The sequence below is a fragment of the Methylohalobius crimeensis 10Ki genome, from assembly GCF_000421465.1.
Lineage (GTDB): Bacteria > Pseudomonadota > Gammaproteobacteria > Methylococcales > Methylothermaceae > Methylohalobius > Methylohalobius crimeensis.
The window spans coordinates 1,275,971-1,290,852 of record NZ_ATXB01000001.1 but is presented as its reverse complement, the minus strand read 5'-3'; the positions used below and the strand labels follow the sequence as shown (position 1 = coordinate 1,290,852).

The 14,882-nt window shown below is 58.3% G+C and carries 13 protein-coding genes; 8 read left to right on the top strand and 5 right to left on the bottom strand.

Going from position 1 to position 14,882, the window contains the following annotated elements; translation table 11 throughout:
* Positions 1-18: 18 nt before the first annotated feature.
* Genes H035_RS0106530 through H035_RS0106515 form a run of 4 tightly spaced genes read left to right on the top strand, consistent with a single transcriptional unit; the run spans position 19 to position 3,828 of the window.
* A complete protein-coding gene (locus tag H035_RS0106530; RefSeq protein ID WP_022948187.1) occupies positions 19-1,209 on the top strand; it encodes an SAM-dependent methyltransferase in 1,191 nt (396 codons plus the stop codon).
* Positions 1,206-2,543: an MFS transporter gene (locus H035_RS0106525; protein WP_022948186.1), complete on the top strand. Its 1,338-nt coding sequence runs from the start codon at positions 1,206-1,208 to the stop codon at positions 2,541-2,543. Before H035_RS0106530 ends, H035_RS0106525 begins: the two co-directional genes overlap by 4 nt.
* Complete coding sequence (locus H035_RS18545) at positions 2,543-3,097, top strand: chalcone isomerase family protein (protein WP_022948185.1); 555 nt, start codon at positions 2,543-2,545, stop codon at positions 3,095-3,097. The genes H035_RS0106525 and H035_RS18545 overlap by 1 nt, the downstream gene beginning before the upstream one ends.
* Positions 3,098-3,114: 17 nt before the next feature.
* A complete protein-coding gene (locus H035_RS0106515) occupies positions 3,115-3,828 on the top strand; it encodes an HAD family hydrolase (RefSeq protein ID WP_022948184.1) in 714 nt (237 codons plus the stop codon).
* Here H035_RS0106515 and H035_RS18540 read toward each other — a convergent pair.
* Positions 3,817-4,125: a hypothetical protein gene (locus tag H035_RS18540; RefSeq protein ID WP_022948183.1), complete on the bottom strand. Its 309-nt coding sequence runs from the start codon at positions 4,123-4,125 to the stop codon at positions 3,817-3,819. The two genes, H035_RS0106515 and H035_RS18540, sit on opposite strands and share 12 nt — an antisense overlap.
* A 172-nt stretch (positions 4,126-4,297) precedes the next feature.
* Here H035_RS18540 and H035_RS0106505 point away from each other — a divergent pair, with 172 nt between their 5' ends.
* Positions 4,298-5,734 carry a cryptochrome/photolyase family protein gene (locus tag H035_RS0106505; RefSeq protein WP_022948182.1) on the top strand — a complete coding sequence of 479 codons (1,437 nt, stop codon included), beginning with the start codon at positions 4,298-4,300 and terminating at the stop codon, positions 5,732-5,734.
* Positions 5,735-5,744: 10 nt separating this feature from the next.
* Here the strand turns inward: H035_RS0106505 and H035_RS0106500 are convergent, their stop codons facing one another.
* Together H035_RS0106500 and H035_RS18535 are read right to left on the bottom strand one after the other, a co-directional pair.
* Positions 5,745-6,179: a pathogenesis-related family 1 protein gene (locus H035_RS0106500; RefSeq protein ID WP_051149750.1), complete on the bottom strand. Its 435-nt coding sequence runs from the start codon at positions 6,177-6,179 to the stop codon at positions 5,745-5,747.
* Positions 6,180-6,280: 101 nt separating this feature from the next.
* The gene (locus tag H035_RS18535; protein WP_022948180.1) at positions 6,281-7,363 is read right to left on the bottom strand and encodes a TRAP transporter substrate-binding protein; all 1,083 of its coding nucleotides are present in this window, start codon (positions 7,361-7,363) and stop codon (positions 6,281-6,283) included.
* A gap of 129 nt (positions 7,364-7,492) precedes the next feature.
* Here H035_RS18535 and H035_RS18530 point away from each other — a divergent pair, with 129 nt between their 5' ends.
* Together H035_RS18530 and H035_RS0106485 are read left to right on the top strand one after the other, a co-directional pair.
* Positions 7,493-8,107 (top strand): TRAP transporter small permease, encoded by a 615-nt coding sequence (locus H035_RS18530; protein WP_022948179.1) that lies wholly within the window; start codon positions 7,493-7,495, stop codon positions 8,105-8,107.
* 10 nt (positions 8,108-8,117) lie between these two features.
* The gene (locus H035_RS0106485; protein WP_235044549.1) at positions 8,118-9,413 is read left to right on the top strand and encodes a TRAP transporter large permease; all 1,296 of its coding nucleotides are present in this window, start codon (positions 8,118-8,120) and stop codon (positions 9,411-9,413) included.
* On the opposite strand, the gene H035_RS18525 is transcribed toward H035_RS0106485, so the two are convergent.
* A complete protein-coding gene (locus H035_RS18525) occupies positions 9,410-10,198 on the bottom strand; it encodes a DUF1295 domain-containing protein (RefSeq protein WP_022948177.1) in 789 nt (262 codons plus the stop codon). The two genes, H035_RS0106485 and H035_RS18525, sit on opposite strands and share 4 nt — an antisense overlap.
* An 80-nt stretch (positions 10,199-10,278) precedes the next feature.
* Entirely contained in the window at positions 10,279-12,900 is a 2,622-nt protein-coding gene (locus H035_RS18520; RefSeq protein ID WP_022948176.1) for an EAL domain-containing protein, read from the bottom strand.
* A 166-nt stretch (positions 12,901-13,066) separates the two neighbouring features.
* Here H035_RS18520 and H035_RS18515 point away from each other — a divergent pair, with 166 nt between their 5' ends.
* On the top strand, positions 13,067-14,863 hold the full coding sequence (locus H035_RS18515; RefSeq protein WP_022948175.1) for a GGDEF domain-containing protein: 1,797 nt from the start codon (positions 13,067-13,069) through the stop codon (positions 14,861-14,863).
* Positions 14,864-14,882: the final 19 nt, after the last annotated feature.

Sequence of the window (14,882 nt, the reverse complement as noted above, 5' to 3'; positions counted from 1 at the left end):
GCAAACAAGAGACAAGTCATGACGGTATCGATCCAACGTCCTCCGGCCTTAATCGATAAACTCTTTTTAAAACGCCTGCAAAACATTTCCAAAGGCACGCTGGAAATCGAACTTGCCAGCGGCTACCGCGAACAGCTCCGCGGTAATGAAGGGATGCCCGAGGCTTCCTGGAAAATTCACCGCCCGATGCAACTTTTAGGCAAGGTCGCCCTTAAAGGCGCAATGGGCCTGGGCGAGAGCTATCTGGACGGAGACTGGGACAGCCCTGATCTATTCGCCCTTCTGAGCCTATTGGCGCTTAATGAGCGCGAGTTGGGCGGGGAGGGTACCGGGTTGGCCGGAGGGATCGACCGTCTGCGTCACCTGTTCAATGTCAACACCAAAACAGGAGCGCGGCGCAACATCCAGGCCCATTACGACCTGGGAAACGAATTTTACCGGCTGTGGTTGGATGAAACCTGGAGCTACTCGGCGGCTCGGTTTGCTTCCCCCAGCGACTCCCTGGCCGTCGCTCAGCGGCGTAAATACCGGATGCATCTGGCAGCAATCGACGCCGAACCGGGACAAGCAGTGCTGGAAATCGGCTGCGGCTGGGGCGGTTTCGGTCTCGAAGCTGCCGCTCACGGTTTGCGGGTCACAGGAATTACCCTATCCCCCGCTCAACTCACCCTGGCCAGAGAAAGGGTTCATAAAGCCGGAGTCTCCGATTACGTTCGACTCGAGCTGCAGGACTACCGGGATTTGACCGGCACTTTCGATCACATCGTCTCCATCGAAATGCTGGAGGCGGTGGGGGAGGGGTATTGGCCCACTTACTTCGAAACCTTGGCCCGGGTCCTAAAACCCGGTGGTCGAGCCTCGATTCAGGTCATTACCATCGATCACCATTATTTCGAAACTTATCGACGCCAGGCGGATTTCATCCAGCGTCATGTATTTCCGGGCGGGATGCTGCCGTCGGTACCGGTCTTCGAAAAACAGGCGGAAACAGCCGGCCTACAAGTCGCTCACCGTCACACCTTCGGCGCCGATTACGCCCGCACCCTTCGTCACTGGCGCGCCCGATTCTTGAACCAAGAAGAATTATGCTTGGCGCTCGGTTGCAACCCCAGATTCCTGCGCCTCTGGCATTACTACCTGGCCTATTGCTATGCTGGCTTCGTTACCGGACGCGTGGATGTCAACCACTTCGTGCTGACTCGCCCATGAAAAAACCGCTGTCCTTGCCGCGCCTGATCGCCTACGGTTTGCCAGGGTTGCCCTTGGCCATCCTGGGCCTGCCTCTTTACGTCTACCTGCCCACCTATTACGCCCGCGATCTGATGCTGGGGACACCCTTGGTAGGCAGCATTCTGCTGGCGGCGCGACTTTTCGACGTGGTCACCGATCCGGCCGCGGGCTTGCTGAGCGACCGACTGTCCCTGGACAACTGGCGCCGCCGGGGCATGATGGTCATGGGGGTACCGTGGCTGCTGATCGGGATCTGGATGTTGTTTCTACCGCCGGCGGGAATCGGGGCCGGCTGGCTGCTGCTGGGAACCTTGCTGGCCTATCTGGGATGGACCCTGGTCAGCATTCCCTACGCTGCCTGGGGCGCGGAGTTGAGTCCCGATTATCACGAACGCAGCCGTTTGGCCGCCAGCCGCGAGGGTTTTCAAGCCCTGGGAGTGCTTCTGGCGCTGGCCGTTCCCACATTGGCGGGCATCGCGGAAGACGCCGGCGCGACGCTGCGCTTGCTTTTTACTTGCGTCGTTGTGACCCTACCCCTGACGGTCTTGATCGCGGTCAGGGTACTCTCGGAATCCAGGTGGATTTTGCAAGGCCCCGCACTGACGGCCGGAGTGCGGTTGCTGCTGAGCAATCAGCCCTTGCGGCGGCTGCTTCTGGCCTATGTCCTGGACGGACTCGCCAACGGATTGCCGGCGACCCTATTTTTGCTCTTCATCACCGAACGGATGCAAGCCCCGGAGGCCACCGGCCCACTCCTGATTCTCTACTTCGGCATGGGCGTCGTCGCCCTCCCCGCTTGGATCGGGCTAGCCCGCAAGATCGGCAAGCACCGAGCCTGGGCCATTTCCATGGGGGTGGCGGCGCTTTCGTTCACCATCGTTCCCTGGCTCGGACCGGGCGATCTGGCCGTATTCACCGTCACCGTCGCATTCACCGGGTTGACCCTGGGCGCCGACATGGCCCTGCCGACGGCGATCCAGGCGGACGTGGTGGACGTGGACACCGCCCGCGGGGGCGGCGGACGCGCCGGTCTTCTGTTCGGCATCTGGGGCATGGCGACCAAACTGGCCTTGGCCTTGGCGGTGGGGATCGCCTTTCCGCTCCTGGGGCTGGCCGGCTACGATCCGGCGCTCCCAACCCAGCCCACCTCGGCGCTCACCGCCCTGGGATTTCTGTACGCCGGCCTGCCGGTACTGCTGAAATTGCCCTGTATCTATATTGCCTGGCGCTTTCCTCTGGACGAACATGCCCAATTCGATCTCCAAAGAGAAATTCGACGACGCAAAGCCGACCTTTCTACCGGAGAGAAGTAATGCACTCCAAGCGATTCATCTCATTTATCCTTTTGATCCTCATAGGGAAAACCCTCGGCGCGGCTACCCCGTGGCCGACCCGACTCGATTACGGCGATCACGGCTTGGTACTGACGGGCCAAGGGGAGGCACGTTACCTTATCTGGCACGTTTATGACGCCGCCTTGTATCTGCCCGCCGAAACCGACGAGAAACACGTCCTCGACGAGGACACACCGCGCTGTCTGGTGCTCCGATACGGGCGCGAAATCTCGGCCGAAGATATCCGGACCGCCGCCGACAAGATCCTTGACCGCCAAGCCGACCCTCCGACTCTGACCCGCTTGGCACCTGCCATCGAGACAATCCATCGAGCCTATCGCGATGTTGCGCCGGGCGATCATTACCGCCTCTGCCATGCCCCCGGTCTGGGAACCCGGTTGTATTTCAACGACGAACTCCAGGCGGAAATCACCCTGCCCGGTTTCGCACGGGTTTATTTCGGCATCTGGCTGGGACCGGATGAACCCATCTCCGAATCATTGCGCCAAAGCCTTCTGACTAAGCGCGGATAAACGGTACAATCCGTCGCATGACCACCATCCGCCTGATCAGCTTCGATCTGGACAATACCGTCTGGCCTACCGATCCGGTATTAAGGCAGGCAGAGAACGAGGCATTCCGATGGCTTCAGCAACGCGCCCCGCGCCTTGCCTCGAGCCACGACCTCAATAGTCTGCGCGCCCACCGCCAAGCACTCATGCGACAACAGCCGGCCATCGCCCACGACATGACCGCGGTGCGGCTCGCCTCCCTCCGACTGCTTCTCGAGGCATTCGAATATCCGTTGGCACTGGCGGATGAAGCGATGGCAATCTTTCTTCGAGCGCGCAATCGGGTGACGCCTTATCCCGACGCCCCCCCGGTACTCGAAACCTTGGCTCAAACGCACCGGCTGGTTTCGCTGACCAACGGCAACGCCGATGTAACATGCACCCCACTCGGTCCCCACTTTCACTTTTCCCTGACAGCGGCCGGCGTGGGCGCGGCCAAACCGTCTCCGGAGATGTTTCTGAAAGCTCTGGCGCAAGCCGGAGTCGAAGCCGGCCATTCGGTCCACGTGGGCGACGACCCGCACCTGGATATCCATGCAGCCAGGGAAGTGGGCATGCGCGCGGTTTGGGTCAACCGCGAGGGCGCTTCATGGCCGAGGGAGCTGCCGCCGCCCGATACGGCGGTTCGAAATCTCTATGAACTCATTGACTGGCTTGCGTTACTGCCGGATCAACCCCTATCAGTAGTTTGAATGAAGCGTGTAATCCCCCACCGGGCGCGTGAAAGTAAATTTAGCCGGCGTCACGACCAAAAAATTGCCCAGTTTTTGAAAGGACCGATGGGGGGGAAATGCATGCGAGATTAAGGTTAGCGGGCTCAGGCCAATGTACAAACCCGTCCCGGTAACCGTAGCGATGAACCCTATCGGACGCAATGCGAGATCCACCACGTAATCGCTGGTTGCCACGACGCGCTTCGATTCTTCGGCAAATACCGGACTGGATACCGCCACTACCATCGCTAAAATCAAGGGCTTTAAATATTTCATTTCATAATCTCCCGTTTATACGCCTGCCTCTTGTTAGACGTACAAACACCATCGAATAAGACAGACCAGATGATTTTTCAAGCCAACGACGCATCGCACGGAAAAATCTCGAACCGGAAAGCTTCTTATCGCGGATGGACTCATATTTCACTCAATCAATGACGGATTGAAGATGACAAACAACCCAACCGCCCTGATATGGTTCCGACGCGACCTGCGACTTGCCGACAATCCCGCTCTCCACGCAGCTCTGGCCGATTACCGCACCGTCTTGCCGATATACATTCATGCCCCCGAGGAAGAAGCCCCGTGGGCACCGGGAAGCGCTTCGCGCTGGTGGCTGCACGAGAGCCTCGAGGCCTTGGACGCGTCGCTGCGTCAAAAGGGAGCTCGATTGATATTGCGGCGGGGACCGAGCCGCCGGACATTGCCGGCTTTGTGCCGGGAAACCGGTGCTAAAACCGTATTCTGGAATCGTTTGATCGAACCGGCGGCCCGGAAGCGGGACCGAACGGTGGAAACGGCGCTGCGCGAGGCGGGAATCGCGGTGGAGGAAAAGGAATCCGCCTTGTTGTATCCGCCGGAGACGACAGTCAAAGAGGACGGAACCCCTTACCGTGTGTTCACCCCCTTTTGGAAAAACTGTTTGAAATCGGGGCTCCCCGCCTCCGCAAGGCCGGCCCCGAATCGCTTGCCGCCCATTCCGGACGGGATCTCCTCCCTATCCTTGGAAGCATTGAAACTGCTCCCGAAAACCCCTTGGTATGCTTCCATCGCCGCTTGCTGGCAGCCCGGCGAGGCAGGCGCCGGGAACGCTCTGACGGCGTTCGTGGACCATGCCTTGCCCGACTATTCAAAAGGACGCGACCGGCCCGATCTGGCCTTGACCTCCCGGCTGTCGCCGCACCTTCATTTCGGCGAAATCAGCCCTCAGCGGGTGGCCGCCGAGGCGCAAGCGGCAACACCACCCGGCTCGGGGGCGGCGGCGGCGTTTCTGCGCGAACTGGGCTGGCGGGAATTTTCCCATGCCCTTCTTTGTCACTTTCCCTCTCTGCCCGATACGCCCCTCGATGCTCGTTTCGAGCGCTTTCCCCGGGCCAATGACCATGCCGACCGATTCGAGGCTTGGCGGCGGGGGCAAACCGGTATTCCGCTGGTGGATGCCGGGATGCGCCAGCTGTGGCGCACCGGCTGGATGCACAATCGGGTGCGGATGGTGGTCGCCTCGTTTCTGGTCAAGAACCTGCTCATCCCCTGGCAGGAAGGGGCGCGCTGGTTCTGGGACACCTTGGTGGACGCGGATTTGGCCAACAACAGCCAGAATTGGCAGTGGGTCGCCGGCTGCGGCGCCGACGCCGCCCCCTATTTTCGAATTTTCAATCCCGTCCTGCAGGGGCGCAAATGCGATCCCGAGGGCAACTACGTCCGGCGTTGGGTACCGGAGTTGGCCAAGCTTCCGGCCCCTTCCATTCATGCCCCTTGGGAAACCAAAGAAACCGCTCTGAAATCTGCGGGCATCCGTCTCGGGGACGATTATCCCCTTCCCATCGTCGACCTCAAAGCCAGCCGCAAGCAAGCGCTGGACGCTTTTGCGCACATTCGGAAATAAGGGCAGACCTCTACCAGGGCCGCTGGCCCACATAATTACCGGGCGGATCGTAATTGCATACCCAGATCTGTCCCCGGCTGGGACAAACCGCCATGCCGCAACCCAACCTGCGCGTATCGCGCCATACAATTTGCGTGTAATGACCGCACATGGCGCCTGAACAGCGATTGCCGGCATAGTCGTAATCCTGTTTTTCCGACACCCACTGGGCGACCACCCGCGAAGCGGTCAGCGCCTTCAGTTCTCTTCTCCCATCCGACCATCGCACCGCGCTGGACCAGTAGAGATTTTCGCCATACTTGCCATTCGAGCGATGTTTAAGCTTGCAGCCGTTGCGACGTGCCAGATGATCCGCCCACTGTTGGGCATAAGCGGCCAAAGCATCCGACCATTTCAAAGGAGGAACACCCACCTCGGCTCGCGCCGCATTATGGGCGGCGGTCATGCCTGACATCCTACCCGTTTCCGCCGCCGTGGAAGAGACGGATAAGCTCAACGACAATAAGGCAACCAACAAAGTCGAATTTCGAATGAGCGGCCTGTCGTTCATCGGTTTGTGGATAGGCGTGATTCCGTCATGGGCTCGATTCGCGACTCGGCTTCGTGGTTTTCGATCTGAGCTCGGATAGCATCGAGCAGTTTTTCCCCCCGCGCGCCCGCCTGCTCGATATACACTTGCCGAACGCCCATGCTCGCCTGGCGGAAAGCTTCGCGTTGGGTATCGGTGAGCTCCACCACTTCGGTACCGCCCGCTTGTTTGATGATATTCAAGCGTTTTTGGTTAAACGTTTCCTGCTTTTGGTAGATCCAATCCACCATATCGGCCACCACGCCGTTAAACCATGCCAGCTGCTCGGGCGGGAGGCTGGCGTACCATTGGCTGCTCGCCACGAGGGTGGACACGAACTGGGCGTGACGCGCCAAGGTCATCACATCCTGTTCTTCGTAGAAACTCATCTCCTCGATGGCGAAAATGGGATTGACTTGGCCGTCGATCTGACCCAACTGAAGACCGCTGTATACTTCGGAGTAAGGCAAGGGGGTCGGGTTGGCGCCGTAGGCTTCGTAAGTTTTGATGAGAATGGGAGAGGTCATGGTACGGATCTTGAGCCCTTCAAAATCCGCGGGAGACGTCAACGCTTTATCTGCCGTCCACGCCATCCAGCCTTCCGGGACGATGCCGATCAACTCCAGGCCCTGCTCTTGGTAGGCGGAAGACAAAATTTCCCGCACCGGTTCGCTGGCGAGGACTTGCTTGTTGATCTGATTGTCATCGGAGAACACGAAATGCAGGGTGAACACGCCCACTTCCGGGATCACCGAGGCCAGATGCCCCGGTGAAGCGAAGGTCAGATCCAGCGCGCCGGCTTGCACCAGTTCGGTCAATTGCGGCGACGTTCCCAGGGTCCCATAAGGATAGATTTCCACATGGATGCGCCCCTTGGAGCGTTCCGCCATCCTTTTTTTGAATTCCCGGGCGTAGGCATCCTGTACGCTGCCCTCCACCTCTTCCAGCGCGATACGCCAAGTGATCGCTTCAGACGCCTCCTCCGAGGACTTCGAACAACCGCCGATCAGGACGATCACGCAGATCCAAAAAACAGCCAAGCAACGCAACGATCCTCGCATAACGCTCTCCCCTCCTGACGAATTCTTGCGGCTCGGGGATAAAAGCCCCCCTGGCAGTGCCGCCGGATAACCGATAGACTACTAAGTCAAGTCATCAGAATAACACGAACAAATCAAGGGGTTCCGCACATGATGCAAACCACCGGTGCCGGCTCCAAGCAATGGCGTCAGCGCATCAGACAACCCTTTCAATGGCTCGACCGGATTTTGGACTACTTCGAGCGCACGGTACTGATCGGCGCGATTCTCGCCATCGCCATCGTCAGCATCGTCAACGTGATCGCGCGCAATATGGGGCAAAGCCTCTCCTTTGCCAACGAACTGGCCCAAATCCTTCTGGTGGCCATTACTTTCGTCGGAGTCGGCCACGGCGTCCGGATGGCCCGGCATATTCGCGTCTCCGCGGTCCACGACCTGCTGCCACAAGGGGGAAGAAAAGCGCTGCTGATCATCACCAGCTTCACCACGAGCATCCTCCTGTTCATGCTGGGATGGTTCGCCATCCAATACGTCCTCAATTTGGCCACCACCGGTCGCATCATGCCTTCCTTGCAATTGCCCCTCTATCTCGCCTATGCCGTGGTCCCGCTGGGACTGTTCGTGGGCTCGGCGCAATATCTGCTCGCCGGCGTGCGCAATCTCATCAGCAAAGAGAATTATTTGTCCTGGCATCATAAAGACGAATACGAATTGCCCGCCGACGCTTTATCCGAAGTCATCATTACCGACGAGAAAAACGAGTAGTTCAATGGATATGGCCACTTCCACCATGGCGGCTATCACCGCAGCCATCATGATCGTGCTCCTTTTGATGGGCTATCCGATGATGGTCCCCCTGATCGTGGGCGCACTGGTCTTGATGTTCACCCAATTCCCCTTTCTCGACGCCCAAATCCTCATCCAGCAGATGATCGGGGGCGTCTCCCAAAGCGTCCTGGTGGCGGTGCCCATGTTCATCCTGGCCGCGGATATCATGATCAAGGGCCACACGGCGGATCGTTTGTTGGATCTGGTGGCGAAATTCGTCGGTCATTTAAAAGGCGGCCTTCCCATGACCACGGCCGTGTCGTGCACCCTTTTCGGCGCGGTATCGGGGTCCACCCAGGCCACGGTGGTGGCGATGGGAAAACCCCTGCGCCCCAAATTGCTGGAAGCCGGCTATTCGGACAAATTCACCATCGCTTTGATCATCAACGCCAGCGACATCGCCCTGCTGATCCCCCCCTCCATCGGCATGATCATCTACGGCGTGGTCTCCGGCACGTCCGTGAGCGAGCTGTTTATCGCGGGCATCGGCCCGGGCCTGTTGATCCTGTTCCTGTTTTCCATCTATTGTTACATGGTGGCGGTCCGAAAGGGCATCGAACACCAGCCCAAAGCCAGCTGGCCGGAACGCCGGCGGGCGCTCAAGCGCGCCCTTCTCGCCATGGGTTTTCCCGTCATCATCATCGGCGGGATCTACTCGGGCTTTTTCAGCCCCACGGAAGCCGCCTCGGTGTCGGTATTGTATGCGTTCATCCTGGAGAGCTGGATCTATCGACAGGTCGGACTCAAAGACATGCCCGAAATCGCCCTGTCCACCGGCTTGGTCACCGCGGTGGTGTTCATCCTGGTGGGGGCGGGTTCGGCCTTTTCCTGGGTGATCTCCTTCGCCCAAATTCCGGAATTATTGCTGGGAGACGTGATCGCCGACGCCGCCGACAGCCCCTACTTCATCCTGGGGCTGATCGCCGTTTCCTTTTTCGTGGGCTGCATGTTCGTCGATCCCATCGTGGTCATCCTGATCCTGACCCCCATCTTCGCGCCGGCGGTCAAAGCCGCGGGCATCGATCCGGTCCTGGTGGGCACCATCGTGACCCTGCAGGCGGCGATCGGTTCCGCCACCCCGCCGTTCGGCTGCGACATCTTCACCGCGGTGGCGATCTTTCGCCGACCTTATCTGGAAATCATCCAAGGCACCCCGCCCTTTATCCTCATGCTTCTCTTTTCCACGGTGCTGCTGATTATGTTTCCGCAGATCGCCCTGTTCTTGCCCGGCTTAATGCGTTAATGGGCTTTTTTCGTCCGAAATACCTCGGTCAGGGAAGGGAAAAACGCACTGGTTGTTTCCCGATAAGCCTGATAGGCCGGGCGTCTTCGCGTGATCTCCGTTTCCATCAACCCGACCCCTGACACCTTGAGAAGCAAAAGCGTCATCAGCGCCGGTGCATAAATGGTCCACCACCCATCCCCAGGCACCGCCAGCAGATAATAGCCCCACCAAATACAAAATTCGCCAAAATAATTGGGATGGCGCGTATAACGCCACAGTCCGGTATCGAGTACCTTACCTTTATTGGCTTCGTTTTTCTGAAATCGAAACAACTGCCAATCGGCCACACTTTCAAAAACAAATCCCACCAGCCAAAGAATGACCGCGATCACATCCAGCCAATGAAAATGAGTTACCGGGTACAAGGCGAACAGCAGCGGAATGGAGATGATCCAGGCGAGTACCCCTTGCAGGCCGAAAACAATATAGAGGCTTTTAAAAGCGAAGTGGGGCTCATTGTTGCGGCGGATTTCCCGGTAGCGGCGATCCTCCGGCTGCCCCCAATTTCGGAGAGTCAGGTGAATCGAGAGACGCAGGGCCCAAATAGCGATTAGCGACAGAACCAGCACCGAGCGCAAATTCACTGTGGGACTTCGGCTGAGATAGAGTATTGCGGCGGCCAGAAACATCAAAGACCACAGGCTATCGACGATACTGACGTCACGCCGAAACAAGCTATAGATCCATGTCACCGCTCCCATGCCTAGAATGAGTCCCAGTGCTTGCAGATAAGTGCTTTCCATGACAACCTCCTGAACCTGAGCCGATTATAAATGAGCGAAACCGTCGAAACGCCGCGCAAGAATCACCCGAGACGCGACTCCTAGCCAAGCGTCGACGAGTGGTCTTTTCCCATCCGATAATCCTCGATGATCTGGTCACCGGGGACCGGCCGGCTGAACAGATACCCTTGCCCGATCAGACATCCTTCCCGGCGCAGGAAATCGCGCTGATGCGGATGCTCGATCCCCTCGGCCACGGTTTCAAGCTCGAGGCTTCGCGCTAGCCCAATGATGGCGCGGCTGATCGCCTCGCTATTGGGGTCGCCTCCTATATCGCGCACGAAGGATTGATCGATCTTGAGACGATTGATGGGCAGATGCTTGAGGTAGTTCAGGCTGGAATAGCCGGTGCCGAAATCGTCGATGGCGAGTTCGATCCCCATGGCCCGAAAACCTTGCAAGGCGGCAGTCGCCTTTTCCGGTTCGCGCATGATCATCGATTCGGTCACTTCCAGCTCCAGACTGGCCGGTCGCAGGCCGGTCTCGTCGAGAATTCGCCGGACCAGGGGAAGGATGGTTTCGCCGTCGATCTGTTGTACCGACAAATTCACCGCCACGCGATCGATGGCGTGTTTCTCCTTCTGCCACCCCACCATCTGGCGACAAGCTTCTTCCAGTACCCAAGCGCCTATCTTCCCGATGATGCCCATTTCCTCGGCGAGGGGGATGAAGCGCCCGGGGGAAACCAACCCGAGCTCCGGATGCTGCCAGCGCACCAAAGCCTCCACGCCGACGAGGCGGTTGGAGCTCAAGTCGATCTGAGGCTGGTAATGGAGGATCAATTCCTTGTTTTTCACCGCGAAGCGTAGGGCGCTCTCCAGGGACAAACGTTCGGCGACTCCCACCGAAAGGGAGGGGGAGTAAAATCGGTATATATTGCGCCCCGCGCGCTTGGCCTCGTACATCGCCGCTTCGGCGTGCTGCAAGAAGGTATCGGCGTCGCCGTTGTCGCCGGGAAACAGGTTGATGCCGATGCTGAGGGTCAGCGCCACTTTCTGATTCCCCAGCTGTATCGGCTCGACCAAGGCATTCATGATCTTTTCGGCCACCGCTTCGGCTGTAGTCCGCCCGACGTCGTTTTCCATCAGCAGCACGAAACCGTCGCCGCCGACCCGCGCCAAGTTGGCGCCCGAGTGTAGCAAACTTTCCAGCCGGTGCGCCAAGGCCCGGAGCACCGTATCGCCGAGATTATGGCCGAGACTGTCGTTGATGGTCTTGAAACGATCGATATCGATATACAACACGGCCAAAGCACGGTTCTCTCGGCGCGCTCGATAGACGGCATGGATCAAGCGTTCGCGCAGCAGTGCGCGGTTGGGAAGCCGGGTCAGCGGATCGTAATGGGTGAGGAAACTCAGCCGCGCCGCCTGTTCGTGGGATTCGGTCAGATCGTTCCAGGAACCGACGATTTCGTCCAACTGGTCGGTCTTTCCCGGCAGCAAGCGCATTTCGTCGCGCACGAAGCGAACTTCTCCCCGGGCATCGTGGATTCGGTATTCCTGCACGAGATGGCCGGCTTGAAAAAGCACGTCGAGGTTGTTCAGCACCATTTCCCGGTCCTCGGCATGGAGTTGCCGTGGCCAGCAATTATCCGCAACGAAGCGTTCGGCCCCGAAACCGAACAATCGCTCCACGTTGTCGCTCACCCAGCGCGTATCGATACGGCCGTCGGCCATCGACAACTGGTAAAGCACCACCGGGCTGGAGGAAAGCATGTGATCGAGGCGATGGGCGGTTTCCCGCAATTGGGCGGTTCTCCGCTTGACTTGCCAACGCAACACGACGCTCATGGACAAAAGCATGAGCAGCATCCCGATGATAGCGACCATCAGATGGCGCAGCGTCGGTGGAACGACCGGTTCCTGGGCCGGTACCATGGCCGACTTCAAGGCCGCGTAATACACCGAATCCTCATCGTATCGCCAGGATTCCAAATGGGCGTCGATGCGCGGCAGCAGCCCCAGCGGATCGCCCTTGGAAGTGGCGAAAAACAAAGCCGCCGGATTGAATACGATGGGCGTTTCGCGCAAGCCGTATCGCTGCCCATAGAAGCCGGCATAATAGCTGTTGCTGACCACGGCGTCGGCTTCGCCGTCGCGGACCGCTGCGAAGGCTTCCGCATAACTGGGATAACCGACCGGCGTATAGGTCAAACCGTGGCCGGTCATCATCGCATCGAGCGGCTTGGCTTGAATGGCGCCGGACAACAAGGCGATGCGACTTCGATTGAGTTTGGGCAGGGAAATCACCGGGGCGCTCATCGGCGTGAGAATGACCGACCAGCTGTGGGTGACCGGGATGCGGTGAAAGTCGAAGCGGCGGCTGCGTTGATCGGAAAGGGCCACATCCGGCATGAGGTCGATCCGGGCCGCTTCCAGTCGCTCCAGACAATCCCGCCAATTGCAAGAGACGAATGCGAGCCGCCAATTTTCCCGGCGGGCGATTGCCTCGATCAAATCCATAAACAGTCCCGCCGGCTCACCGGCGTCGTTGAAATAGATCTTGGGAGGATTTTGGTATACCCCCACACGCACCACTTTTTTTGCGGCAGCGGTGATTTCCGGAAGGGCCGCCCGGTTCACCCAAAAATAGCCGAATACACATAATGCCAATACCGCGATTGCGATCGATGCGAATCGCAGAGTTCGGGCCTTGTTATACATACCTATGTTTCCTTAGGTCTCGCCATTGCAACCGCGGTCCCTGACTGCGTGAACCCACGATGGAACGCACAAGCACTGGATTCATTCTTTCGTAACCGCAAAGCACTACGATGTCATTTCCCGCAAACGCTCAACGTACACTACGTCGGAAATCATTCATAATAATATGCCCCATTCAACGCAAGCCGGCCAAGATCCCAGATTCTGCCTGTTGGAGGACATCCTCGACGCCGGTCTGTTAAACGCGGTTTTCCAACCCATTCTGGACCTTCGCAGTCGCACCTTCACCGGTTACGAAGCCCTGATCAGAGGACCCGCCGATACCCCCCTCAACGCCCCGCTGGCCTTGTTCGATTGCGCCCGCGAGCACGGGCTCACCCTTCCCCTCGAGCGCGCCTGCATAGAAGTCATTTTTCGCCGCTTTGCCGAAGCGCGTCTATCGGGAAGCTTGTTCGTCAATTTATCCCCCTCTGGATTGCTCGATGAACAAATAGGCAATGGACATACAAGCAAATTGCTCGCCGAATTGAACCTGCACCCCAGCAGGATCGTATTCGAACTGACGGAAAATGAACAAATCGACGATTTCGATCAGCTTATCGACGCACTCGACCGTTTTCGTTCTCACGGTTTTCAATTTGCGATCGACGATTTAGGCGAAGGGTTCGCCAATTTGAAACTGTGGTCCGAAATCCATCCCGATTGCGTCAAGATCGATCGTCATTTCATCGACCAGCTCGCCGACGATCCCTTCAAATACGAATTGGTCCACGCCATCACCTTGATGGCCAAAACCAGTGCCACCACCGTCATCGCCGAGGGCATCGAGCGTCCCGAGGATTTTCTGGCGGTACGCGATTTAGGCATCCAATGCGCACAAGGCTTCTTGATCGCCCGCCCCGAACCTCACCCGCCGATCAACCCCCACGAGAAAATCCGGTCATTTTTGGCGCAACGTCAAATTTCCGTTCAACCCGGAAAACTGTCGGAAACCCACCGGCAGACCATCGGCCAATTGATTGATTTAATCGAACCGATGACCCCCGGGGCCTGCAACGATTTGGTCCTCGACCGCTTCGAACGCGATCCGCAACTGAGCTTATTGCCGGTGGTGGATGACGGTTATCCCCTCGGACTCATTTGGCGCTACACCTTTCTCGACGGTCTGGTTCGCCCCTATCGGCGCGAACTGTTCGGCCGCAAGCCTTGCACGCTCTTCATGAATCCGAATCCCTTGATGCTGGATGCCGCCACGCCGCTGCAAGAAGCCAGTCTGCGTCTGGCACAGATCAGCGAGCATAGCGAAATTTTCGGTCTGATCGTGACCGAAAACGGCCGCTATGCCGGCGTTTGCAGCGGTCAACGTTTGATGACCCGAATCACCGAGCTCCAAATCAACGCCGCCCGCTACGCCAATCCGCTTACCCAATTGCCCGGGAACGTACCGATTTATACCCATATGGACCGGCTGTTGGGCAACGAAGCCGATTTCGTCGTCTGCTATATCGATATCGATCACTTCAAGCCGTTCAACGATACCTACGGTTACCATGCGGGAGACGATTTGATCTTGATCCTCGCCCAAGCATTGACCGAGGTCACCGACAGCCACCGCGATCTAGTCGGCCACATCGGCGGCGACGATTTCATCGTTTTGCTGCAAAGCGGCAACTGGCAAAAGCGCATCGAACAACTTTTTGCCCGCTTCGATGCGGGATTGACACCCCTCCTTCATCCGCGGCACCAAAGTGCCGGGGGTTATTGGACCGAAGATCGCTCGGGTAATGAAGTATTCCATCCCCTGCCCACGTTGTCGGTCGGTGCTGTCGAAGTCAATCACGGCGACTACGAGTCGCACCGGGATCTATCCGATACCGCCTCGCAAGTGAAGAAGCTGGCCAAGCGCCAAAGCGGTCACAGTCTTTTTAAGGAACGACGTAAACCTCCTCCAAACCGGCCTTAGCCACAGGGGGTGGCCGTCC